The organism is Gammaproteobacteria bacterium (assembly GCA_019911805.1).
GTDB lineage: Bacteria > Pseudomonadota > Gammaproteobacteria > Thiohalobacterales > Thiohalobacteraceae > JAHJQQ01.
The window spans coordinates 1-22647 of the sequence record JAIOJV010000042.1; the positions used below are offsets into that span (position 1 = coordinate 1).

The following is a 22647-nucleotide window of genomic DNA, read 5'->3' on the forward strand; positions in this document are numbered from 1 at the left end:
CCGAATCCCGAATCCCGAATCCCGAATCCCGAATCCCGAATCCCGAATCCCGAATCCCGAATCCCGAATCCCGAATGAGGACACACCATGACCCAAACCCGAAAAATACTGTTGGTGACATCCACCCAACGTCCCGCCAAGGCGGGGCCGGCGTTGGACGTGACGAAGCTGGAGGCCGCCCTGCGCGCGCGTGGCGCCGAGGTCGAGGCGCTCGAGCTGGATGCCGACCCTGCCACGCTGCTTGACCACCTCGCGGCCGGCGCCGTGCCGGTGGTCCTGCGCGGCGATCGCGGTGCATGAGGCACATGAGGCGCGCATTGCAAATTCCACCGCACCCCTGTGCCGCAGGTAGTCTGCAATGCCCGTGCACGGCGCCTGTATTGGTAAGTAATTGTAATTAGAGTGTTATTTGTGATGGCATGAACACTGCTATCACAGCTGGTGCTAAGGCCGTGCACGCGTCTCGACTCAGTCGGCGCCCGTGGCGGATTCGAACAACAGCTCGCGGAGGAGAGCACATGAGCACACAGTTGAGAGCTTCGCGTTGGCCGCAATCCGGTTTCACGGCTGGCGTGTTCTTATTGGCCGCAGTCGGCCTGGCCGGCTGCGGCGGGGGTGGGGAAGACAGCACCGTCGGCTACGTCACGCCGCCCGGCGGCACGCCGACGCCAATCGTCATCAACACTCCGGCGCAGATCGCGCAGGTGTCGGCGGACAATTACGACGACAACGTCAACGGCCTGATTACCGGTACGACGCTCAAGCGCTGGATCGATAACTGGGAGGTCAACCGGCCGGCAGGTATCACCGGGCGCCTGATCATTCTGCAGGTGAACAACGGCCCGGCAGGCAGCGAATACATCACGCCCAACCCGGCAGGCGGCGTACTCACCTACAGCGTGCCCGGCTCGCGACTGACGATGGATCGCAGCAACGGTGTGACCACCACACGCAGCATGGTGCCGGACGGCACCACGATGGATGCCTTCCTGTCCGACTACGGCATCGACCCCACGCGGGACATGCTGGTGTGCGCCATGGGTGCTGGAAGCGCCGGCACCGCGATGTCGATGGGCCGCTGCTGGTACATGTTGCGCTATTGGGGCGTGGTCAAGGAACATCTCGCGCAGCTCAACGGCGGTGCAGCCAATGCGGGTACCGGGGTAATGCTCGGTTATGTCGGCCCGACGGCGACCTGCGACGAGAACACCATGCTGGGGACTCCACCGGCTCCCAACTGTCTGCCGCGCTCGGGTCGTGTCTCGGTACGCAGTCTGCCGCAGGACAACACCGTGCTGCAGGCGACCATGAGTGATGTGATCGATGTGGTCGAGGGACGCGCATCGGCCTTGCTGTGGGATGCACGCAATAATGCGCAATACCTCGGGACCGGCTTCCAGAATAATGGTTCAAGGGCTGGGCACCCGAACGGTGCCCTGCTGCTCGAGCATACGGAAATGGTCGATGCAATCGGGCGTTACAAAGACAAGGCAACCCTCGCCGCTTATCTGAATGGTGAACTCCCCGCAGGCGCCACCTCTCAGTTCAAGACCGATGTGGGCGGGGCTGCGGTCCCGGTCGGGCCCGGTAATGCCTACCGGTCCGGCACGATCATCACCTATTGCGAGACGACCTTCCGCGCGATGCTGACCGGTACCGTAGCGGGTGTGATCCTCGGCATCCCGACGCGCTTCTACGACGGCGCCATGGTCGAGTGGAATGCCATGACGCACATCCAAGACAAGTTCGGGGAATTCATCCTGCCGGTAGATTCTCCCTGGCGGACCGACACATTGGCACGTTCCGTGTTCACCCTCAGTACCGCGACGATCGACCCACGCATCATCGATGACGCGTATTATGACGCACCTCGCTATCGCGTCACCAACGCCATCATCGACGCGGACAAGGCCTACAAGACCGGCGCCACGAGTGGCGGCAGCGGTGGTGGTGGCGGCGGACTGCTGCCTCCCAGCCCCTGTGGTGGTTGACTCCTCCTTGCCCGGTCCCTTTCCGGGCAACCTTTGACGTCGTGATCCACACGTCCCCGGCCGCTCCCACGGCCGGGTTTTTTTTGTCAAGGAGGCGCGCGTGCCGCGTGACCGGTGGCCACAGCACCGCTACATAACCTAATTCATTGGCCACGGAAACACACGGAAGAACATGGAAGGGGGTGACGTGCGGGGCTTGGAGGTCCGTGTGCTTCCATGGCGATCTGCCTTGCGGTCCGGTAACCTTGCGGCGGATCGATCGGGTCCGGCCCAGTGGTCGGACACACTCGTGAGCATGGTCACGGAGCCCATGAAACCTGCAATCTGCCACGGAAACACATGGAAGCACACAGAATACAAACCCCGCCGCAGTCTCGCCTGCTGTGTGCTTCCGTGTGCTTCCGTGGTCAAAATGGTTTTTTCAGGGGCATTCCAGTGTGTGTCTTCCGTAGCACCATGGGTTTGTCGCGGTCTGCACCTTGCACGCGTGACGGGTAGACGGTGCGCTTGGAACCTGCCATGACCACTGCCACGACCCGCCGGATCATTCTGCTGCTGCTGTGCGCCCTGCTGGCCGGGGCAGGCTGGTGGTTGTGGCGCGCGGTGGCGCCGGTACCGGAGGATCCGGTGGCGGCCTTCCTCGCGCGCCACTGGGCCATGCCGATCGCCGCCCAGGGCACGCCGCCCGCACACTTCACGACTCTGGAGGCCTCGCTGGCGCCGCAGGCCTGTGCCGAATGCCATGCCGATCAGTACCGCGACTGGAGCACCAGCCTGCACCACCAGACCATGGGTGCCGGCATCCTCTGGCAGGCCCGCGTACAGTCGGCGGCGGAGATGGCGCGCTGCCTCGATTGTCATGCACCGCTCGCCGAGCAGCGGGCCCTGCTGGCGCAGGAATTGAACTGGGCGGGTGCGCCGCCCGCCCCGCCACCCGCCTACGTGCCGCCGGATCTGCACCGGCAGGGTCTGGTATGTGCCGCCTGTCATGTGCGGGCGCACGAGCGTTACGGCCCGCCACCCGGGCCGGGCAAGCCGGCCGGCGATACACCGGGGCTGCCGCACGCCGGCTATCACGCGGCGACCGCCTTCACCGACAGTCGCTTCTGCGCCACCTGCCATCAGTTCCCCGAGGGCGGCCCGGCGCTCAACGGCAAACTGCTGGAGAACACCCTGAACGAATGGCAGGCCTCACGCCACGCCGCCGAGGGTCGCGCCTGCCAATCCTGCCACATGCCGGACCGGCGGCATCTGTGGCGCGGTATCCACGATGCCGATATGGTGCGCCAGGCGCTGACCACCGAGCTGTCGGTGGAGCCCGCCGCCGCGGGCCGGCTGCGGGCGCGTGCCGTGGTGCGCAACAGCGGTGCCGGTCACTATTTCCCGACCTACCTCGTGCCCCGTGTCTGGCTGCGGCTGGTTGTGGTCGACGCTGCCGGCAAGGAACAGGCCCGGCTGGCCGAGGCCGTGATCGGGCGCGAGGCCGATGTCTGGCTCACCGAGGAGCGTAGCGACACGCGGCTGGCACCCGATGCCGAGCGGGTGCTCGAGGCGGAACTGGCGACGCCGTCGGAAGACGGCTGGCAGATCGAACTGCGCATCGAGGTCGCGCCGCGCGAGCATTACGAGCGCGTGTTCGCCAGTGTGTTGCGTGACAGTGGCGCGCGCCTCGATGCCCTGACCCGCGGGGTGCTGGAGACGGCGCTGGTCGAGGCGCGTGCCACACGCTATACGGCGCTGAGCGAGCGGCTGCCACTGATGGCGATTGCAAATTGAGACGTGCGGCGCACCGTTCCCTGATATGCAATCTGTGGCGCCCCCTCAAATCAATATAAAAATGTGTATATACAATACGTTAACGTGGATGGCGCGCAACCTGCATGATACCCTGCGTGAGAGGGAGGGTTGGATCGTGCGAATCAGCGGTGCAACGGCGAAGGCGATGATGGCGGCAGTGCTGCTGGCGGGTTTGTCCGCCATGGTGGCCGAATCCCGCGCCGCGCCGGCCGCGGGGGCCGAGCCGTCGCCGGCGGCATCGCAGACATCGGCACAGCCACCGCGCTCCTCACGTCTGAAGTTCCGCTCGGGCGGCCCCATCTGCATGTGCGCCGGGGGCTTGAGCGAGGCGGACATCCAGGCCGGGGAGCAGCAGCGCAAGGATCCCACGGCCGGGCTGCGGACCATCATCCAGGATCAGTGAGTCTTTCAAGCAGGAGGAGAACGTTATGTTGAAAACAATGTGGACCGGCATCATCCGGCAGTTGCGTCTGTTGGCGGTCCTGGCGACCGTCACGGTGCTGGGCGGTACCGCGTGGTCCTACCTGACCAATGCCGGTTACGACACGACCGATCCGGCCGTGGCCATGAGTGGCCCGGGGGGTGATCGGGCGGGTGATCGGGTCTCCGGGGACGCGACCTACGCCTGGGGCGACGAGATGCTGGCGGACATCCACGAGCACGTGATCAACGGCCTGCCCATCCGCGTGGCCAACGCCTGCGGCCTGGGGGCCTCCTCCTGCTTCAAGTGCCACAACGGCAAGCGCGCCGAGGCGCCCGCCACCGACGCCGCCAAGAATCCCTGGCACGTCGACCACAAGAGCGTCAACGGTTCCTGCGTGGGCTGCCACCAGGGCAATCCGCGCCTTATGAAGCAGGACATCGCCCACTCGGGACTGGTGGCCAACCCGCGCGGCAAGCCGGAGACGACCTGCTTCAGCTGCCATACCTCGGGCGACGCCCAGAGCATGGTCGATGCTTACCAGAAGCTGTCGAACACCACGGGGGAGTGAACACATGACAAGCACAACATCCGATCGCCGCATCCACCGCCGTATCCTGCCGCTGGCCGTCGCGGCGGCCGCCGCCGCGGGCGGCGCGCACGCCGGCCCGACCATCAACTACGGCGACGAGGGTTTCGTGACGCTGAACTACGCCGTGCAGATCTGGGCGCAGGGCCGCGACTACACCTCGGCGAACGATTCCGGCCAGACCACGGACTTCTTCCTGCGCCGCAACCGCATCACGCTGTCGGGACAGTACAACGACTACGTCGGCTTCTACGCCCAGCTCGAGGCGGGCAGCGACAGCCGCGCGGGCCAGGACGACCGCAACGTCTACTACCGCGACGCTTACGTGACCTTCGACTGGACCGACAGCCTGCGCTTCATCGCCGGCCGCTTCAAGAACACCTTCACCCGCGAGAATCTCGAGGCCTGCCTGGAGCCGCTGACCCTGGACCGTGCCGAGACCATCGCCTACACGCCCTTCGGCGGTACCCGCGACACCGGCGTGGCCATGTGGGGCAACCTGGCCGACGGCATGTTCCAGTACCGCCTGATGGCCTCCGACGGCCGCGAGGCCGACGAAGTGGTGAAGGATTCCCCGCGCCTGACCGCGCGCGCCCATGTGTCGCTGCTGGAGCCGGAATTCGACTACGGTTACCGCGGCACCTACCTGGGCACCCGCAAGGTCTTCACCGTCGGGGCGGCCTACGACTACCAGGCCGACGTCGCCTACGCGGATTTCACCAACCGCCGGGATTCGCGCGACTACACCGCATGGACCGCCGACGCGTTCTTCGAGTATCCTACGACCGCGGGCACGTTCACGGCCTCGGCGGCGAAGATGGACTACAGCGTCGATGACGCCATCAACGCGGATCCCGATCCGCTGCTGCCGGTGACCACAGAGCTGGAAGGCTATTACGCGAAGTTCGGCTACCTGCTTCCCAACAAGGTGGGCCTCGGCCGCCTGCAGTTCTTCGCCCGCTACGAGGATCTGGACTACGGCATCGACGACGGCTTCTACGACAACAAGTGGAAGAGCGTCGGCGCCAACTACTACATCAACGGTCAGCAGCTGAAGGTGACCTTCGAGTATGCGACGGTCGAATTCGACCGCCAGCATCCGACCATCCAGTCGCTGCGCGACTACGACCAGGCCACCCTGGGGCTGCAGCTGATCTTCTGACGACGACGCATCCATCGCCAGGGACGGCATGATCGATGGGGCAGCCGGCCGCCGCGCGCGGCCGGCTGCCGTGCTGTCAGCGGAGGTGCGCCATTTCAACGGTCATGCATAGCGGCAATGCCTCCGGCGAGCGGCGGGCGCGTATCGACTGCGCGCTGGGCTGGCTGGTGGGCGCGGCCGGCCTGGTGGTCGCCGCGCTGCTGCTGTTCCATTCGGGCGGCGCCGTGCAGCTGCCTCTGGTGGTGGTCATCGTGCCGGTCGCACTGCTGCTGTTCGGCCTGCTGTTCCTCACCTACCGCATGGTCCGCTACCGCCAGGTGCTGACGGCCATGCACGCCAACATGCTGGATGCGCAGGAAGGCACGTTGCAGCAGGTCGATGTCGGCCAGCTGCGGGACCCCTACCTGCGCCAGTTCGTCGGCGACTACAACCTCATGGTGTCGGCCCTGCGGCGGGTGTTTTCCACCGTCGAGGAGTGCCAGAACCGCGTGCTGACGGAGCGCAACCGCATCAACGCGATCCTGCAGAGCCTGCCGGGAACGCTGTTGAGCGTGGACGACGACCTGTGCGTCAATGCCGTCAACTCGCTGGCCGAATCCATGTTCGGCATGACCGAGGACGAGCTGGTGGGGCGCAGCCTGTTCGACCTGCTGACGCTGTCCGAGACCGACCGCGATCTGCTGCGCGACGCCTTCCTGTACAAGCGCCGCATCGCCAACCAGGAGATCGAGACCCGCGTCGGCGGCGCGCTGCGGAACCTGTCGCTGAACCTGTCGTTCATCACCCAGACCGGCGCCGACATGGGCGCGGTCATCACCCTGCAGGACATCAGCGAGTACAAGCGCCTGCAGGAGAACGTCTACAACCAGGAGAAGCTGGTCGCCATGGGCGAGCTGGCGGCCGGCGTGGCGCACGAGCTGAACACGCCGCTGGGCAGTATCCTCGGCTACGCCCAGCTGCTGCGCGATGCCGTCGGCGACGAGCAGAAGCTCCTCGAATGGACCCGCGTCATCTGCGACGAGGCGCGCCGCTGCTCGCGCATCATCGACGATCTCCTGCACTATGCGCGCAGCCGCGACAAGTGCACCAAGGAGGTGTGCGACATCAACAGCACCATCCGCAGCGTCATCGAGACCTTCGTCAGCTGCCGGATGAAGCGCTACAACATCGAGATCGAACTGGATCTGCTGCCGGGCGAGCCGCTCGTCGAGGGAGGCTGCGGGCAGCTGGAGATCGTGCTGGTGAATCTGCTGTCGAATTCCATCCAGGCGCTGGCGGGACGTCCCGGTCCGGCCATCGCCATACGCACGCGCCTGGGCGACCAGGGGCGGGTGGTCATGAGCGTCGAGGACAACGGCCCCGGCATTCCGCGCGACATCCGCGGCCGCATCTTTGATCCCTTTTTCACTACCAAGGACGTGGGCAGCGGCACCGGCCTGGGACTGGCCATCTGCCACGCCATGCTGATCCGGCGCGGCGCGTCCATCCGCTATGACGGCGATTTCGAGGGCGGCGCGCGTTTCGTCGTCGAGCTTCCCCATGTGCGGGCGGAGGCGGCACTGCAATGAGCTCAAAAACCGTATTCGCCACGGAAGCACACGGAAGGACACGGAATGTAAAATGCGCCCCAGCCCCGCCTTCCGTGTTGTTCCGTGTGCTTCCGTGGCCGAAACGGGTTTTTCAAGACAAAAAATCTTGCGTGGGTTTCGTACCTGAAAAGATTTTGTCCGTGTCTTCCGTGGCCGGAAAGGGGTGTTCAGGATGAGCGCGGCGCCCGTCGAAAAGATCAAGGTGGCGGGCGGCACACGCCCGCTGGTGCTGGTCTGTGAGGACGACGCGGCCATGCGCGAACTGGTGGCGAGCGTCATCGCGAAACTCGATGTCGAGGTGGTGCAGGCGGACAGTTCGCAGCATGCGCTCGACTATCTGGAGAACCATGATGTCGCGCTGCTGGTCACCGATCTGCGCATGCCGCGCATCGATGGCCTGGAGCTGCTGCGCTTCGCCCGGGCGCACTCCCCCCTTACCCAGGTGGCCATGATCACCGGCTACGCCACCGTCGAGTCGGCGGTGGAGGCGCTCAAGGCCGGTGCCTTCGACTATATCCGCAAGCCGTTCGACAACGAGGAGCTGCGCTGCGTCGCCGAACGTGCCCTGGAGCATTATCAGCTGCGCCGCGAGAACCGCGAGTTGCGTGAACAGAACCGGCTGATCCGCGAGAGCGAGGGCTTCATCGGGCGCTCGCAGGCGGTGGTACACATGCGCCGGCTGATCGATGCCGCGGCGGCGTACGACTGCACCGTGCTGATCACCGGCGAGAGCGGCTGTGGCAAGGAGCTGGTCGCGCAGCAGATCCACGCCCAGAGCAAGCGCAGCGACAAGCGCTTCGTCGCCATCAACTGCGCCGCCATCCCCGAGAATATCATCGAGAGCGAGTTGTTCGGTTATGTGAAGGGGGCGTTCACCGGCGCCGACCGCAACAAGCCCGGCCTGTTCGAGGCCGCCGACGGCGGTACACTGCTTCTCGACGAGGTCAACAATGCCTCGCTGTCGCTGCAGGCCAAGCTGCTGCGGGTGCTGCAGGACGGGGCCTTCTACCGCATGGGCGACACTACGCCGCGCAGCGTCGATGTACGCGTGCTGGCCGCCAGTAACCGCATCATCCAGGACCTGATCGCCGCCGGTGAGTTCCGCGAGGACCTGTATTACCGCCTCAAGGTCATCGAGATCCATATCCCGCCGTTACATGAACGGCGCGACGACATCCCGCTGCTGGTGAATCATCTGACCGCGCGCATCTCGGCCCGCCTGGGCAAGCAGGTACGTGGCGTGACCACGCGCGTGCTGGGGGCGCTGATGCGCTATGAGTGGCCGGGCAACGTGCGCGAACTCGAAAACACGCTGGAGCGTATGATCATCCTCTCCGAGGGCGACATGATCGATGTCGACCTGCTACCGCCCGAGATCGCCAACAGCGGTGAGCCGATCGGCAAGGCACTGGACTACATGGCGCCGCAGAGCCTCGACGAGATCGAGGCGTACTTCATCAAGAAGACGCTGCGCGAGACCGATGGTGACCGGGCGCTGAGTGCGGAGATCCTGGGGATCGACAAGTCGACACTGTGGCGCAAGATCAAGCGCTACCAGCTGGACGAATGACAACCGACGAGGAGTGACGATGGGCATGGACCGGGTGCGTGGGATGGGCTGGGCGGTCGCGTTGCTGGTGGGTCTGCAGCTGCCGGCCGTGATGGCGGAGACTGCCGATGAGCGGCTGCAGCGCCTGGAGAACGAGATCCAGGAGCTGCGGCAACTGCTGCGCGAGCAGCAGACGGCCGCGCCGCCGGCACCGGCACCTGCCGCCGCGCCTGCGCCCGCCGTGGCAGCCGTCCCCTATGTCGAGGCCGCGCCCGTGCAGAACGGCGCCCACGTCCGCTACTACATCCGCAACGAACCCCTGGGTGAGCGCCCGCCGGCCGCTGCGGCGACAGTGGAGGGGCGGATCTCGGATACGGAAGAACTGTCCTTCGATCCATCTGCCTACGACGTGCCGGACGCCGGCCTGTTCTCGAATTATCGCGATCCGGCGAGCTATCGCTATGTCGGCTTGCTGTTGGAGGGGGAACTGCCGGTGCGGGCGGCGGGCGAGTACGAGTTCGTCCTGCATCCGAAGCCGGCCCGCGAGGGCGGCCTCAACGTAGCCACGCGCATGAGCGCCTGGCTGCAGGTCGACGATCAGCCGGTACTCGAGTTCCGCGACCAGTCGAGCTGGCGGGCCCAGCGCGGCCAGATGCGCCTGAGTCCCGGCCTGCATCGCGTGCGCCTGTGGACAGTCGTGTCCTCCGACGGCTTCGGTCCGAGCCCCACGGACAGCCGGCTGTTGGTGGCGGTCAAGGGACCGGGCGACGCGGCGCCACGACCGTTGCGTGATCTGCGCATCGCCGAGTAGCTACGGCGTATCGCTCACACAGGCGACACCCCGCAGGGTGCGTCGAGGCGCAGCCTGACGCACCACGACCGCCGCGACTGAAATGGCTTTTCAGGATAAAAGATTTCATCGCCACGGAAGCACACGGAAAAACACGGAAGGCGGGGATGGGGCGGGTTTTATATTCCGTGTACTTCCGTGTGTTTCCGTGGCAAATGGATTTTCAGGATAAAGAACTTCATTGCCACGGAAACACACGGGAAAACACGGAAGGCGGGTCTGGAGCAGGTTTTACATTCCGTGTACTTCCGTGTGCTTCCGTGGCCACTGGGTTTTCAGGACAAAGAATCCTGCGTGGATTGCGTAGCTGAAACGAACGCTCCAGGGTGGTTGCGCAACGCCGCAGCCCGGTGCGCAAACAAACAGGGGGACAGATCGGAAAATCTGTCCCCCTCGTCATTGCCACTCCGGGCCCTGGCCCGGGGTGCAGCAGGTCAGGCGTACTTCAGCTTCGCTTCCTGCGCGGCCTTCGCGGTCGCGGCATCATAAGCCTTACCCGACCACATCATCGTGTAGACGGTCTCTTCGTTGCCGTTCTCGCACAGTTCCAGCACATGCTTGAAGAGCGGCTGGAAGGTCTCGCTCTTGTGCGAATTCTCGTGGTTCTCGAAGGTATCCCAGAAGGTGATGATCAGCGCCTCCTTGTCCTTCAGGGGATTGGCAACGGCCTGACCGATCGTGGAACCCTCGTTGGAGATGGTGCCACTGTTCAGACAGACGAAGCCGCCGATGAAGCCGGTCTCTGAGTGGTAGGTCTTGACGTTTTCGCACAGCACCGCAACGCGCTCCTGCAGCTCGTCGAGGGTATAGCCTTCCTTCAGGATGACACGGTTGACGGTCACGATGCCGTCGCCGGGGAAGCCAGGAATCAGTTGAGCCATGATGGTGCCTCCTATGGTCGCTGGTTGGGTTGTTTAGTGGTTGCTAATATAGATTATCTGACCAATTTAGTCAACCTTTAGCGACCCCATAAAATAAACTAATGACATGCGCGGGTACCGGGGTCGGCGGCCCGGGCCGTTGCTCAGCGGATCAGCAGGAACATCGCGGCCCCACCACGCTGCACGTTGAGCAGCAGACCGGAGCCCCTGCTGCGCCGGGCGGCTTCTTCCATCTCGTTGATATTGCTTAGAGGTATGCGGTTGATCGACACGACCACGTCACCCGGTTGCAGACCGGTGTGGGCCGCCGGCCCGCGGGGATCGAGTTCGGCCAGCAACACCCCCTGAACGCGGCCGTACTGCGGCATGCCTTCCTCAATATTAGAAAACTGCGCGCCGGCCAGGCGCGGGTGCAGGGTCTTGCCGTCCAGCCGGGTCAGGTCGGGCGCCTTGATGACGGCCTCGATCCGCTTCCGGGTGCCGTCACGCAGGACCTCGAGCGTGACCCGTTCGCCGACCCGCAACAGGCCGATGCGGTTGCGCACATCGGCGGCGGATTCCACGCCGCGGCCGTTGACGCTGACGATGACGTCGCCGACACGGACGCCGGCCTGCGCGGCCGGCGAGTCCTTGGTGACGGCGGCGACGACCGTCCCGCGCTGTGGCTGCAGGCCGAAGGCCTGGGCCAGCTCGGGGGTGAGGTCCTGGGCGGTGATGCCCAGCTGGCCGCGGCTGACCTCGCCGTGGGTGATGAGCTGGGTCATGATCTCGTGCGCCATGTTGACGGGGATGGCGAAGCCGATACCGACGTTGCCGCCGCCTGGCGCGATGATGGCCGTGTTCAGCCCGACCAGTTCACCGCGCAGATTCACCAGTGCACCGCCGGAGTTGCCCGGATTGATGGAGGCGTCCGTCTGGATGAAGTCTTCGTAGCCCTCGATACCGAGGCCACTGCGGCCCAGGGCGCTGACGATGCCGGAGGTCACCGTCTGGCCGAGGCCGAAGGGATTGCCGATGGCGACCACGAAATCGCCCACCCGCAGTGCGTCGGAATCCGCCAGCGGCAGGGCGGTGAGGTGCTCCGGAGGGATGTGGATGACGGCGACATCGGACTCCGGATCGGTGCCGATCAGTTCGGCCTCAAAGCTGCGGCCGTCGCTCAGCATGACGCGGATCTGCTCGGCCTTGTCGATGACATGATGGTTGGTGAGCACATAGCCCTGCTCGGCGTCGACCACCACGCCCGAGCCGAGACTCTGGGTCTGGCGTTCGCGCGGCTGGTCGGGGAGTTCGAAGAAGCGCCGGAAGAAGGGGTCGTTCAACAGCGGATTCTGCTGGATACGCACGCGGCCAACGGTGGCGATGTTGACCACCGCGGGCGTGACCTGCTGCAGCATGGGGGCGAGCGTCGGCAGCGGCTGGCCGTCCACGGCCATGGGCAGCGCAGCGGTGGCGCCCAGTGGCAGGGAGAGGGTCGGAATCAACGTCAGCGCCACACTCAGAAGCAGCCGGCGGGCGCGGCGCATCCGCTGCGGCCTGACAGACGCAGCCCTCATCCCTGTACGTCGATGCGGTTGCGGCCCGCCGCCCGCGTCCGCGGCAGCGTCACCTCCAGCACACCACGCCGGTAGCGGGCCTTCGCGCGGCTGTCGTCGACCTCGGCAGGCAGGGCGATGGTGCGTTCGAAGCTGCCGTAGGCGCATTCCAGGACGCGGAAACGCCCTTCCTGGGATTCACGCTGCACATGCTTTTCGCCGCGTACCCGCAGCACACCGTGGTCCACGCTGAGGTCGAATTGATCGGCCTCCATGCCTGGCGCCTCGATGCGCACGTGCACCTCGGTCGCCGTTTCGCGTACATCCGCGGCCATGAATCCCCAGCGTGGGGCACGCTGCATGATCTGCTCCTCGGCGGTCTCGAGCGTGCCGCGCCGGGCGAGTGGATTGAAGCGCGTGATGGCCGAGCCGGCGCGTGTGCGCAGCTCACGCCAGCCCTCGGCCCAACCCTCGGCAAGGTTGTCCCAGGCGCGGCCGAGATTCTCCGTAACCGTATCAAAGGTGCTCATGATGACAGTCCTCCTGGCGGTGAAGCGTTTGCCCGCAGGGGGCGGCTGTGGCGGTTGCCCCCGGGGCGTCAAAGCGGATCGAACAACTGTTCCAGCAGCTGCACGCGACGTCGCAGCGTGCGTACCTCCTCGAGCAGATCCAGCGCCAGCGCCGCGCCGGCGAAGTCGATGCCGAGATCGCGCTGCAGGTGCTGGGTGATGCGTATGCGTTCCAGCGCGATGGCATCGAAGCGCCAGGCAGCGGGTGCGGCACCGTGCGCTTCGAGCACGCCCGCCTCGACCATCTCGATGAGGCGCTCGGCGTGCAGGCCGCAGGCCTCGCTCAGATCGAGCAGCGTCAATTCCAGGCGCTGGTCCAGTAACAGCATGTCCGGCAGATCAGTTCTTGGCATCGGTCGACTCCCAGGCGCTGCGCGGATCGAAGCGTACTTCGTCCGCCATACGCTGGTAGAGCTCGCGTGCGCGGGCGTCGCTCGCCGGCGGATTGACGAGCTTCAGGATGATGAACAGATCGCCCGGCTGTTGCGCCGGCAGGCCACGGCCCTTGAGGCGCAGCTTCTGGCCCGATTGGGCATCGGCCGGCACCTTGACCTCGACGCGCCCGGCCGGCGTCGGGACCTGGACGCGTGCACCGAGCGCCGCCTCCCAGGGTGCCAGCGGCAAGCTCAGATACAAGTCGCGTCCTTCGACCTGGAACAGCCGGTGAGGTTCAAATTCGATTTCGAGATAGAGATCGCCGGCGGTTGCGCCGCTGCCGCCGGGCCCGCCCTGGCCGGCCAGGCGGATCTTCTGGCCGGCACCGATACCCTTGGGGATGCGCAGATTCAGCGTGCGCGGGCGCAGGCTCACCCGCCCGTGCGCATCGACTGCGGGCGCCTGCAGCTGGATGCTGCGCTGCGCGCCGCTGAAGCTGTCCTCCAGTGAGATGAGGATCTTCGCATGATGATCTTCGCCGCGCAGGGCATGGCGGCCATGGCGGCCTGGATGCGCGCCATGGCCGGCGAACGGCGAGCCCATGCCGAACAACGTCTCGAAGAAATCGCTGAACTGGTGGGCGTCGGCACCGGTGGGGCCGCCGCCGCTGAATTCGAAGCCGGCGTCCCAGTCCGGCGGTGGCCGGAACTCCTGGCCGCTGCGCCACTGACTGCCGAGCTGATCGTAGGCCGCGCGTTTTTCGGGGTCCTTCAGGACCTCGTTGGCCTCGTTGATCTCCTTGAAGCGGGCCTCCGCATCCGGTTCCTTGCTGACGTCCGGATGATACTTGCGCGCCAGCTTGCGATAGGCGCGTTTGATCTCGTCCGCAGTCGCGTCTTTGGCGACGCCGAGGCTCGCGTAATAGTCCTTGAATTCCATAGTCCGATCATCTGCCGTTCAGACGGGTAACCCCGCGCCGGGCTGTCCGGCGCGGGGTCGGTTCCCTCAGACCTCGACCTGGATGCGGCGCGGCTGCACCTTCTCCTGTTTCGGGATCACCACCTCCAGCACACCCTGCTGGCACTTGGCGCTGATCGCCTCGGCGTTGGCGCTGTCCGGCAGGCTGAAGCGGCGGAAGAAACTGCCGCGCACCCGTTCGATGCGCTTGTAGCCTTCGCGCTCTTCCTTCTGTTCGGACAGGCGTTCGCCCTGGATGGTGAGGATACCATTCTCCATCCGTACCTCGATGTCCTTGGGATCGACACCGGGGATGTCCGCGTGGATGACGAAGCGCTCGGGTTCTTCCTTGATATCGACGGCCGGCGCCCAGTCGCTGGCCGCGACGCTGCCGTCCTCCGCGCCCGCCCGGCGGTGTTGCGGTGAAAACATCTGATCGATTTCGCTGTGGAGCTGATTGAGCAGCCCCCAGGGTTCATAACGGACCATGCTCATAGTCGTTGTCCTCGGTTGGATTGGCGCTTCGCTGGAAGCGCGGTCTGCAACTCATATGGGAGCGGCGCGGGCGAACATCAAGGGGCGGGGTTGAGGCGGCGGCTGGAGGGGACTACGCTTCATCCAGGGTCACCTGTGCTCGCCGCAGGTCGGCTGAACCCCGACAAATCCTGACCAAACCCGGTGCTGCGCTCGTGGTGTGGTTTTCGGGCTTTATCAATGAGTCTTTCCCGTGTGCTTCCGTGGCCAAGGTGGTTTCAGTAAGCGCCATCCAGGTTTTGGTATCCGCTGGCATGGTAGATTTCAAGGCTTTACGGAGGTCGTTGGTGGGTATATTAGAACCACAATATATAGTGGTTCGCTTCTGTACGATGAAGGGCTTGGCAGGGCCGCTGCAAACTGGTATAGGGCGGCTGCATCGATATTAACTTATTGAATTATATATATAATAAATACACGTCCGGCCTATTGACAGTCCACTTGCGGCCACCTAACCTACACCGGCACGACACAATATGTTGTGTGTCGGTTGGGTCTCCCGGCACCCCCGATCGAGATGTTGGTGCCGACCCGACTCCCGTTTCGCCGCACGCCCCGGGCGAAACGAAAACAAAAGGGAACCAGGAGGTTCGATGAAGCCCGCACACCTCAAGGCCGTCGCCACCACGGCCAGAGAAATTCCTCTGCAGCCCGCGTCCCAGGACATCTGGGACAAGAAATACCGCCTGACGACCAAGACCGGCCAGGCGGTCGACCATGTGATCGATGACACCTACAAGCGCGTCGCGCGCGCCCTGGCGGAGGTCGAGGTCACCCCCGAGCTGCGCGAGACCTGGTACGAGCAGTTCGTCTGGGCGCTGCGTCGCGGCGCCATCCCGGCCGGCCGCATCATCTCCAACGCCGGTGCCTGGGAACACAAGCCGGCGACCTCGACCATCAACTGCACGGTGTCCGGCAGCATCCGCGACTCCATGGACGACATCCTGGAGAAGGTGCACGAGGCCGGTCTGACCCTCAAGGCGGGCTGCGGTATCGGCTACGAGTTCTCCACGCTGCGACCGCGCGGTGCCTACGTCGCCGGCGCCGGGGCCTATACCTCGGGTCCGCTGTCGTTCATGGATATCTACGACAAGATGTGCTTCACCGTCTCGTCCGCCGGCGGCCGCCGCGGCGCGCAGATGGCGACCTTCGACATCGGTCACCCGGACGTCATGGATTTCATCCGCGCCAAGCGCGAGGACGGCCGCCTGCGCCAGTTCAATCTGAGCCTGCTGATCTCGCGGGAGTTCATGGAGGCGGTCAAGGCCGATGCGCAGTGGAAGCTCGCTTTTCCATTGAAGCCGGCTGAACTGGAGGCCGAGCCGCTGGACCTCGACGATCCCGAACAGGTGCTCTGGCGCGACTGGCCGGTCGCGGACGGCTACGTGACCAATGCCGTCGGACAGACCGCCTGCAAGGTCTACCGCAGCATCCGCGCGCGGCGCCTGTGGGACGTGATCATGGCCTCGACCTACGATTTTGCCGAACCAGGTTTCATCCTGATCGACAAGGTCAACGAGATGAACAACAACTGGTTCTGCGAGAACATCCGCGCAACCAATCCGTGTGGTGAACAGCCGTTGCCGCCCTACGGCTCCTGCCTGCTGGGTTCGGTGAACCTGACCAAGTTCGTACTCGAGCCCTTCACCGAGCGGGCGCGCTTCGACTGGGAGGAATACCGCAAGGTGGTCGCGGTGTTCACGCGCATGCTCGACAACGTGGTCGAGATCAACGGTCTGCCGCTGGAAGGCCAGCGCGACGAGATCCTGCGCAAGCGCCGCCACGGCATGGGCTTCCTGGGTCTGGGCTCGACGCTGACCATGCTGCGCATGAAGTACGGCGCGCCGGAATCCCTGGAGTTCACCGAGCGCGTCGCGCGCGAGATGGCGATCGAGGGCTGGCGCGCCGCGCTGGACCTGGCCAAGGAAAAGGGTGCGGCACCGATCATGGAAGAGGAGTTCACGCTGACCGAGGAGATGCTGCGGCGGCGTCCGGACATGACGGTCGACGGTTGGGTGGTCGGCGATCGCGTCCCGGGCCGGCTGCTGCATGCCAAGTACAGCCGCTACATGCAGCGCGTCGCCGAGGTCGCGCCCGACCTGGTCGAGGAGCTGGCGCTGGTGGGGGCGCGCTTCACCCATCACAGCTCCATCGCGCCGACCGGCACGATTTCACTGTCACTGGCCAACAACGCCAGCAACGGTATCGAGCCCTCGTTCGCGCACCACTATTTCCGCAATGTGATCCGCGAGGGTCGCAAGAGCAAGGAGAAGGTGCCGGTCTATTCCTATGAACTGCTGGCCTATCGCGAGCTCATCAACGCCAAGGCCATGCCGCACGGCGAAGAGGACGATACCCGGCTGCCGGACTATTTCATCACGGCCGAGGACGTCAGCCCCGAGCAGCACGTCGACATCCAGGCGGCGGCGCAGAAGTGGGTGGACTCCAGCATCTCCAAGACGGCGAACGTGCCGACCGATTATCCCTATGAGCAGTTCAAGGATATCTATCTCTACGCCTACGAGCAGGGTCTGAAGGGTTGTACCACCTTCCGTTTCAACCCCGAGGCCTTCCAGGGCGTGCTGGTCAAGGAAAAGGACCTGGAGAACACCACCTACGTGTTCACCCTCGACGACGGCAGCACGCTGGAGGTCAAGGGTAACCAGGAGATCGAGTACGACGGCGAGATGCATACCGCCGCCAATCTCTACGATGCCCTAAAGGAAGGGTATTACGGAAAATTCTGACAAAATAGATACAAGAGGCAAGCGGCAAGTAAAAACCCTGCGGAATGGCGGTCGCGGTACAGCGGCCTGGGGAGGATTGTTTTTTCACTTGTATCTTGACACTTGTATCTTGTAACTCACCAGAGGTGTAGCAGATGTCCATCAGGATCGACAAAAAGATCGTCGGCTGCAGTGTCGTCAAGGAAGACAAGACAGAGGTGCCCAAGCCGGCGAGCGTGGAGAAGCCGGGCACCACCACAGACAACGTAGTGCATCTGACTGAGCAGCTCGAGCGTCCGGAGATGCTGCTGGGCTCGACCTACAAGGTCAAGACGCCACTGTCCGAGCATGCACTGTACGTGACCATCAATGACGTCATTCTCAACGCCGGCACCGAGCATGAGCTGCGCCGCCCGTTCGAGATCTTCATCAACTCGAAGAACATGGACCACTTTCAATGGATCGTGGCGCTGACGCGGATCATCTCGGCGGTCTTCCGCAAGGGTGGCGACGTGACCTTCCTGGTGGAGGAGCTGCACTCGGTATTCGATCCGCGCGGCGGCTATTTCAAGCGGGGCGGCAAGTACATGCCGTCGCTGGTCGCGGAGATCGGTGATGCCATCGAGTGTCACTTGCGTTTGATCGGTCTGCTCAAGGACGATGGTCTGGACGAGCACCAGAAGAAGCTCATGGCCGAAAAGCGCGCCCAATACGAGGCGACCGTCAAGACCGCATCGACCCAGGACCCGGACGACTTTCCGGAAGGTGCGCAGCTGTGCACCAAGTGCAATACTAAGGCCGCCATCCAGATGGACGGCTGCCTGACCTGTCTGAACTGCGGCGATTCGAAGTGCGGTTAGGCCCGTAGCGGGGTGGTGTTCGGACACGATTGTGGGTCAGGGCCCGGCGGCGGGGGAGCGTTGCAGTGCCGGCGGCGTGCGAAGAATCACACAAGCCATTGTTTGGGACGGTAATACGATGCTATTACAACAAACACCGTTACCCGGTTACTGGTACACGAATATCGTCGGGCAGCTCATCCAGGTCCGCGCGTTGATGTACAACGGCAGGCGCGTGTCCTGCGTGGTCCTGGAGTACGCCAACGGCAAGCGCGAGTTCGTCGATATGCGCGGCTGGTATTACCTCGACCTGGCCCTGCATTCGCCACGGTTGCAACGCCAGGGGCACGCACGCGACCTGTAGGGCGCGCGGGTCGACCACCCCGGTATACGGCTGCCGTCAGCGCGGCAGGGCCGCCAACCAGGCCCGAATCTCAGTGAGCAGGAGCTCTCCGGCACCCTGGAAGTCATGGTCCGCGCCGGCTACCCGCCGCTGGTCCGAGTGGACATTGCCCGCCGACCGCAGTGCAGCGAGACGTCGGGGGGCCATGCGCTGTACCCCCGCATGATCTTCGCTGCCATAGATGTCCAGCACCGGTACGTGCATGCCTTCCAGGGGAAAGGGCTGGCGCATGGGTTGGCGGTAGTCGGTGGCGCCCAGACCGATACCGATGAAGCCGTCGATTGCGGCATCGCCGCGTTCGGCAATCCAGCGCATGGCCATGTGTGCACCGCAACTGTGGGCGATGATGACGACGCGTGTGGCGCCCTGCGCATGCAGATACTGCAGTGCGGCGTCGATGCGCGGCAGGGCCTCGGGGAAGATCTCGACATAATCGTAGTACTTGGCGTCTTTGCCGAGGACCGGTAGCTGGATGGCGAGGCTGGCCCAGCCGTCAGCGGGCAGCGCGGTGCGCAGCGGATGCACGATGTTCGGCCAGTCCGGGTGCAGCCCGCGCCCGTGCAGAATCAGCACGGCCTGGTGTGGCTCAGCCGTCTCGCTGGCGGTATGGATGCCAAGGAAGCGCTGTCCGCCGGCCTCGAGGTAGATGGGCTCGCCCTCCAGGATGGCATCTTCGATCTCCGCGGCGAGGCGCGCCTCCCGGTCCCGGTCCGCGCCACCGGCGGATTCCGCCGCCCCCAGACCGCTGGCCAACAGCCACGCGGCTCCACAGAGTGCGGCGATGAACGGGGCTGTGACCTGGGACGGGCGTGGCATGCGAGGTCCTGCGCGGTGAGTTTGGTAGACTATAGCCCTTCGCTGCGGCCGAGTAACCCTGAGGCATTCATTTCAGCCACGGGACCCACGGAACTTGAAACCCGCCACGGAACGCATGGACAGAATCGAATGGCACTCACTGAAACCCTCCCTGGCCACGGAACAACACGGGAAAAGAGCCATTATATAAGGCCCGTAAATTGTACCGCGGGTGATGATCCCGGGTTTACGTATGGAGTTCTTTCCGTGTTGGTCTGTGGGTTCCGTGGCCAATGCCGTTCCTGGAGTAACCGATCATGCATATAGTCGAGCCCGGCCACCACTGGTATGACGGTACCGAGAGCGTCACCAGCTGCGTCGGCGAATCTGTGTGGATTCCCGGTCCGGCGGGTGCCCTGGAAGGTGTGACCGCCTGTCCCGCCGAGGGCGTGCCCATACACGGTGTCGGGGTGGTCTGTCACCCGCACCCGCTCTACGGTGGGACGTTGAACAACAAGGTGGTGGATTATCTGTCACGCACCCTCAACGCCCTGGGCGTTGCGACGGTACGTTTCAATTTCCGCGGTGTGGAGGGCAGCGCAGGCGCCTACGCCAACGGCGACGGCGAGGCCGACGACCTGCGCGCGGTCCTGACCTGGACACAGCGGCTGCGACCGGGCCAGCCGCTGTGGCTGGCCGGCTTCTCTTTCGGTGCCTATGTGGCCCTGAAGGTCGCGCGCGAGTTCCCCCTGGTGCGACTGATCACGGTGGCGCCACCGGTGAACTTCTTCGATTTTTCCACCCTGACGCCGCCCGACTGCCCCTGGATCGTGGTACAGGGCGAGGCCGACGAAATCGTGCCGGCCGAGGCCGTATTCGAGTGGCTGGCAGGCCAGGACGCCGCGCCCGACATCATCCGCATGCCGGGTATCGGGCATTTCTTCCACGGCCAGCTCAATCAGTTGCGTGACCGCCTCGTGGACCGCATCCGTGCCGCCGACACCGTAAGCTGAGTGGCGCCTGGCCCGGCAGCCGGGGTGTCCGGAGGGATGTCCGGCGAGACAAAGCTGTTTTAGCCACGGAAACACACGGAAAGTGGTGTCGCGGGGTTTTGGATTCCGTGTGCTTTCGTGGCCAACACGGTTTTCGGGTTGATCAGGGATTACTTGGAATTCGTCTCACCGCGCGCAGTTTCTTGTTATCCTTTTGGCCGGCCCCTGCCGGGGCGCGACGGCGATCAAGGCGATTGCGTCACCGTCGACCCGGGCATGTGTCTGATCCGATCATCCAGGGAACCGCCCAGCGTTAGCGCCACTATGTATTGCAGACACTTCGGCCTTGATGCAAAGCCGTTCTCGATCACGCCCGATCCCCGGTTTTTGTTCCTGAGCGAGCGTCACCGCGAGGCGCTCGCGCACCTGTTGTACGGTGTCGGCGAAGGCGGTGGTTTCGTGCAGCTCACCGGCGAGGTCGGGACCGGCAAGACGACCTTGTGCCGCGCGCTGCTCGAACAGTTGCCGCAATCGGTCGACATCGCCCTCATCCTCAATCCCAAACTCAGCGGCCTGGAGCTGGTGGCGGCGGTCTGCGACGAGCTCAAGGTCGACTATCCGCGCGACACCCAGAGCCTCAAGGTGCTGGTGGACCATCTCAACGAACACCTCCTGCGCGCGCATGCCGCCGGCCGTCGCACCGTGCTGGTCATCGACGAGGCGCAGAACCTGAGCGCCGAGGTGCTGGAACAGATCCGGCTGCTGACCAACCTCGAGACGGCCCAGGCCAAGCTGCTGCAGATCATCCTCATCGGCCAGCCGGAGCTGCAGGCGCTGCTGGCGCGCAACGAACTGCGTCAACTCGCCCAGCGCATCACGGCGCGCTATCACCTGGGCTCGCTCAGCCGCGCCGAGACGCAGATCTATATCGCCCACCGTCTGAAGGTCAGCGGCGGTCACGGTAACCTGTTCACGCGCGGGGCCATCGACGCTGTGCAGCGCCTGTCGGGCGGCACGCCGCGGCTGATCAATGTCCTTTGTGACCGCGCCTTGCTGGGGGCCTATGTCGAGGACCGGCAGCGCGTGGATGCCAGGCTGGTGCGGCGTGCCGCGCGGGAGGTATTGCCCGAGGTCCAGGCCGGCTACGGTGCGCGGAGCATCTGGCCCTGGGTCGCCGGCGTGGCGCTCGTCGCCGGCGCCGCGGTACTGGGCTGGCGGGTGGGCGATCACCCGCAGGACCTTTTGTCGTTCGGCGGTGTCGCCTCGGAAGAGGCCCGGCCGGCCGCGACGGATGCCCCCCATGCCGGCCCCGGTGAGCCCGGTGAGCCCGATAAGCTCGCGGCGTTTGGCACGGTCGCTGGGACAACGTCGCCGGACCCGCTGCAAGATGACGCCGAACTGCTGCCACCGCCTACTACGATGGACGCGGAGTCGCCGCCACCCGTGGCGGCGTTGGGCGCTGCACTGCTGACCGCCGCGGCCGATGAGAGCTCCGAGTTGTTGACGTGGAGCGGTCTGTTCAAGTTGTGGGATGCCGCGCTCTATCTGGACGGGCAATTACAGCCGTGCGATCAGGCCGCGCACCAGGGGCTGCGCTGCCTGGTGCGCGCCGGCAACTGGACGCAGCTGCGCAGCCTCGACCGTCCGGCCGTGCTGCAGATGATCGCGCCCGACGGTCGGCGCGTGTCCGCGTTACTGCGCAGCCTCGATACGGATGCGGCCGGTATCGAGGTCGGCGGTGAGCTGCTCCATACGCCGCTGGCGGGGATCGAACGGTACTGGCATGGCCAGTTCGTGCTCTTGTGGCGCCCGCCGGTCGGGCACGAGGTCCTGCGCACGGGCGCGCGCGGCGCCGATGTGGCCTGGCTGCACGATCTGCTCGACCGGCTGCAGCCGGATGCCGCGGGCGGCGCCGGGGCAGCCGATGTCTACGATACCGCCCTGGCCGAGCGCGTCCGGCGCTTCCAGGCCGCCCACGCGCTCGAGGCGGACGGCGTCGTCGGTACCCTGACCCTGATCCATCTGAATTCCGCCGACCGGCGGTCCGGCGGTCCGCGGCTGTCGGGCGCTGCGCTGGCGAGGGACGGCTGACC

General features: G+C 65.0%; 21 protein-coding genes. 14 read left to right on the forward strand and 7 right to left on the reverse strand.

The features are described from left to right. Positions 1-87: 87 nt before the first annotated feature. The 9 genes from K8I04_04035 to K8I04_04075 all read left to right on the forward strand — a co-directional run bounded on the left by K8I04_04035 (position 88) and on the right by K8I04_04075 (position 9909). Positions 88-300, forward strand: a complete 213-nt coding sequence (locus K8I04_04035; protein ID MBZ0070884.1) for a hypothetical protein — start codon at positions 88-90, stop codon at positions 298-300. Positions 301-671: 371 nt separating this feature from the next. Continuing rightward, a complete protein-coding gene (locus K8I04_04040) occupies positions 672-1991 on the forward strand; it encodes a sulfurtransferase (GenBank protein ID MBZ0070885.1) in 1320 nt (439 codons plus the stop codon). 519 nt (positions 1992-2510) lie between these two features. After that, positions 2511-3767, forward strand: a complete 1257-nt coding sequence (locus K8I04_04045; protein ID MBZ0070886.1) for a cytochrome c family protein — start codon at positions 2511-2513, stop codon at positions 3765-3767. A 136-nt stretch (positions 3768-3903) separates the two neighbouring features. Beyond that, positions 3904-4191 carry a hypothetical protein gene (locus K8I04_04050; protein ID MBZ0070887.1) on the forward strand — a complete coding sequence of 96 codons (288 nt, stop codon included), beginning with the start codon at positions 3904-3906 and terminating at the stop codon, positions 4189-4191. Positions 4192-4216: 25 nt separating this feature from the next. Beyond that, the gene (locus K8I04_04055; GenBank protein ID MBZ0070888.1) at positions 4217-4780 is read left to right on the forward strand and encodes a hypothetical protein; all 564 of its coding nucleotides are present in this window, start codon (positions 4217-4219) and stop codon (positions 4778-4780) included. Between the two features lie 4 nt (positions 4781-4784). Further along, positions 4785-5960, forward strand: coding sequence for an OprO/OprP family phosphate-selective porin (locus K8I04_04060; protein ID MBZ0070889.1), 1176 nt, complete (start codon positions 4785-4787; stop codon positions 5958-5960). Between the two features lie 104 nt (positions 5961-6064). After that, positions 6065-7528 (forward strand): PAS domain S-box protein, encoded by a 1464-nt coding sequence (locus K8I04_04065; GenBank protein ID MBZ0070890.1) that lies wholly within the window; start codon positions 6065-6067, stop codon positions 7526-7528. 193 nt (positions 7529-7721) lie between these two features. Beyond that, positions 7722-9119 (forward strand): sigma-54 dependent transcriptional regulator, encoded by a 1398-nt coding sequence (locus K8I04_04070; protein MBZ0070891.1) that lies wholly within the window; start codon positions 7722-7724, stop codon positions 9117-9119. Between the two features lie 25 nt (positions 9120-9144). Continuing rightward, positions 9145-9909 carry a hypothetical protein gene (locus K8I04_04075; protein ID MBZ0070892.1) on the forward strand — a complete coding sequence of 255 codons (765 nt, stop codon included), beginning with the start codon at positions 9145-9147 and terminating at the stop codon, positions 9907-9909. A gap of 473 nt (positions 9910-10382) precedes the next feature. On the opposite strand, the gene K8I04_04080 is transcribed toward K8I04_04075, so the two are convergent. From K8I04_04080 to K8I04_04105, 6 genes are all read right to left on the reverse strand, one after another. Continuing rightward, positions 10383-10829 (reverse strand): ligand-binding protein SH3, encoded by a 447-nt coding sequence (locus tag K8I04_04080; protein MBZ0070893.1) that lies wholly within the window; start codon positions 10827-10829, stop codon positions 10383-10385. A 143-nt stretch (positions 10830-10972) separates the two neighbouring features. Further along, positions 10973-12355, reverse strand: coding sequence for a DegQ family serine endoprotease (locus K8I04_04085; protein ID MBZ0070894.1), 1383 nt, complete (start codon positions 12353-12355; stop codon positions 10973-10975). Positions 12356-12381: 26 nt separating this feature from the next. Further along, the gene (locus K8I04_04090; protein ID MBZ0070895.1) at positions 12382-12894 is read right to left on the reverse strand and encodes an Hsp20/alpha crystallin family protein; all 513 of its coding nucleotides are present in this window, start codon (positions 12892-12894) and stop codon (positions 12382-12384) included. Positions 12895-12962: 68 nt separating this feature from the next. Beyond that, positions 12963-13286, reverse strand: coding sequence for a chaperone modulator CbpM (locus tag K8I04_04095; GenBank protein ID MBZ0070896.1), 324 nt, complete (start codon positions 13284-13286; stop codon positions 12963-12965). Continuing rightward, positions 13273-14247, reverse strand: a complete 975-nt coding sequence (locus tag K8I04_04100; protein MBZ0070897.1) for a DnaJ domain-containing protein — start codon at positions 14245-14247, stop codon at positions 13273-13275. Before K8I04_04100 ends, K8I04_04095 begins: the two co-directional genes overlap by 14 nt. Before the next feature lie 66 nt (positions 14248-14313). After that, on the reverse strand, positions 14314-14760 hold the full coding sequence (locus K8I04_04105; GenBank protein MBZ0070898.1) for an Hsp20/alpha crystallin family protein: 447 nt from the start codon (positions 14758-14760) through the stop codon (positions 14314-14316). Between the two features lie 632 nt (positions 14761-15392). Here K8I04_04105 and K8I04_04110 point away from each other — a divergent pair. The 3 genes from K8I04_04110 to K8I04_04120 all read left to right on the forward strand — a co-directional run bounded on the left by K8I04_04110 (position 15393) and on the right by K8I04_04120 (position 18728). Further along, the gene (locus tag K8I04_04110; GenBank protein ID MBZ0070899.1) at positions 15393-17546 is read left to right on the forward strand and encodes an adenosylcobalamin-dependent ribonucleoside-diphosphate reductase; all 2154 of its coding nucleotides are present in this window, start codon (positions 15393-15395) and stop codon (positions 17544-17546) included. A gap of 134 nt (positions 17547-17680) precedes the next feature. Then, positions 17681-18385 carry an NrdJb gene (locus K8I04_04115; protein MBZ0070900.1) on the forward strand — a complete coding sequence of 235 codons (705 nt, stop codon included), beginning with the start codon at positions 17681-17683 and terminating at the stop codon, positions 18383-18385. 118 nt (positions 18386-18503) lie between these two features. Then, the gene (locus K8I04_04120; protein ID MBZ0070901.1) at positions 18504-18728 is read left to right on the forward strand and encodes a hypothetical protein; all 225 of its coding nucleotides are present in this window, start codon (positions 18504-18506) and stop codon (positions 18726-18728) included. Between the two features lie 36 nt (positions 18729-18764). Here K8I04_04120 and K8I04_04125 read toward each other — a convergent pair whose 3' ends face one another. Then, positions 18765-19583 carry an alpha/beta hydrolase family protein gene (locus K8I04_04125; GenBank protein ID MBZ0070902.1) on the reverse strand — a complete coding sequence of 273 codons (819 nt, stop codon included), beginning with the start codon at positions 19581-19583 and terminating at the stop codon, positions 18765-18767. Positions 19584-19879: 296 nt separating this feature from the next. Here K8I04_04125 and K8I04_04130 point away from each other — a divergent pair, with 296 nt between their 5' ends. Beyond that, entirely contained in the window at positions 19880-20575 is a 696-nt protein-coding gene (locus K8I04_04130; GenBank protein ID MBZ0070903.1) for an alpha/beta fold hydrolase, read from the forward strand. A gap of 303 nt (positions 20576-20878) precedes the next feature. Then, positions 20879-22645 (forward strand): AAA family ATPase, encoded by a 1767-nt coding sequence (locus tag K8I04_04135; protein ID MBZ0070904.1) that lies wholly within the window; start codon positions 20879-20881, stop codon positions 22643-22645. Positions 22646-22647: the final 2 nt, after the last annotated feature.

Coding starts and splice junctions, on each gene's coding strand:
- K8I04_04035 (MBZ0070884.1), top strand. CDS start 88: ATGACCCAAACCCGAAAAATACTGTTGGTGACATCCACCCAACGTCCC.
- K8I04_04045 (MBZ0070886.1), top strand. CDS start 2,511: ATGACCACTGCCACGACCCGCCGGATCATTCTGCTGCTGCTGTGCGCC.
- K8I04_04055 (MBZ0070888.1), top strand. CDS start 4,217: ATGTTGAAAACAATGTGGACCGGCATCATCCGGCAGTTGCGTCTGTTG.
- K8I04_04060 (MBZ0070889.1), top strand. CDS start 4,785: ATGACAAGCACAACATCCGATCGCCGCATCCACCGCCGTATCCTGCCG.
- K8I04_04065 (MBZ0070890.1), top strand. CDS start 6,065: ATGCATAGCGGCAATGCCTCCGGCGAGCGGCGGGCGCGTATCGACTGC.
- K8I04_04070 (MBZ0070891.1), top strand. CDS start 7,722: ATGAGCGCGGCGCCCGTCGAAAAGATCAAGGTGGCGGGCGGCACACGC.
- K8I04_04075 (MBZ0070892.1), top strand. CDS start 9,145: ATGGACCGGGTGCGTGGGATGGGCTGGGCGGTCGCGTTGCTGGTGGGT.
- K8I04_04080 (MBZ0070893.1), bottom strand. CDS start 10,829: ATGGCTCAACTGATTCCTGGCTTCCCCGGCGACGGCATCGTGACCGTC.
- K8I04_04085 (MBZ0070894.1), bottom strand. CDS start 12,355: ATGCGCCGCGCCCGCCGGCTGCTTCTGAGTGTGGCGCTGACGTTGATT.
- K8I04_04090 (MBZ0070895.1), bottom strand. CDS start 12,894: ATGAGCACCTTTGATACGGTTACGGAGAATCTCGGCCGCGCCTGGGAC.
- K8I04_04095 (MBZ0070896.1), bottom strand. CDS start 13,286: ATGCCAAGAACTGATCTGCCGGACATGCTGTTACTGGACCAGCGCCTG.
- K8I04_04100 (MBZ0070897.1), bottom strand. CDS start 14,247: ATGGAATTCAAGGACTATTACGCGAGCCTCGGCGTCGCCAAAGACGCG.
- K8I04_04105 (MBZ0070898.1), bottom strand. CDS start 14,760: ATGAGCATGGTCCGTTATGAACCCTGGGGGCTGCTCAATCAGCTCCAC.
- K8I04_04110 (MBZ0070899.1), top strand. CDS start 15,393: ATGAAGCCCGCACACCTCAAGGCCGTCGCCACCACGGCCAGAGAAATT.
- K8I04_04115 (MBZ0070900.1), top strand. CDS start 17,681: ATGTCCATCAGGATCGACAAAAAGATCGTCGGCTGCAGTGTCGTCAAG.
- K8I04_04120 (MBZ0070901.1), top strand. CDS start 18,504: ATGCTATTACAACAAACACCGTTACCCGGTTACTGGTACACGAATATC.
- K8I04_04125 (MBZ0070902.1), bottom strand. CDS start 19,583: ATGCCACGCCCGTCCCAGGTCACAGCCCCGTTCATCGCCGCACTCTGT.
- K8I04_04130 (MBZ0070903.1), top strand. CDS start 19,880: ATGCATATAGTCGAGCCCGGCCACCACTGGTATGACGGTACCGAGAGC.
- K8I04_04135 (MBZ0070904.1), top strand. CDS start 20,879: ATGTATTGCAGACACTTCGGCCTTGATGCAAAGCCGTTCTCGATCACG.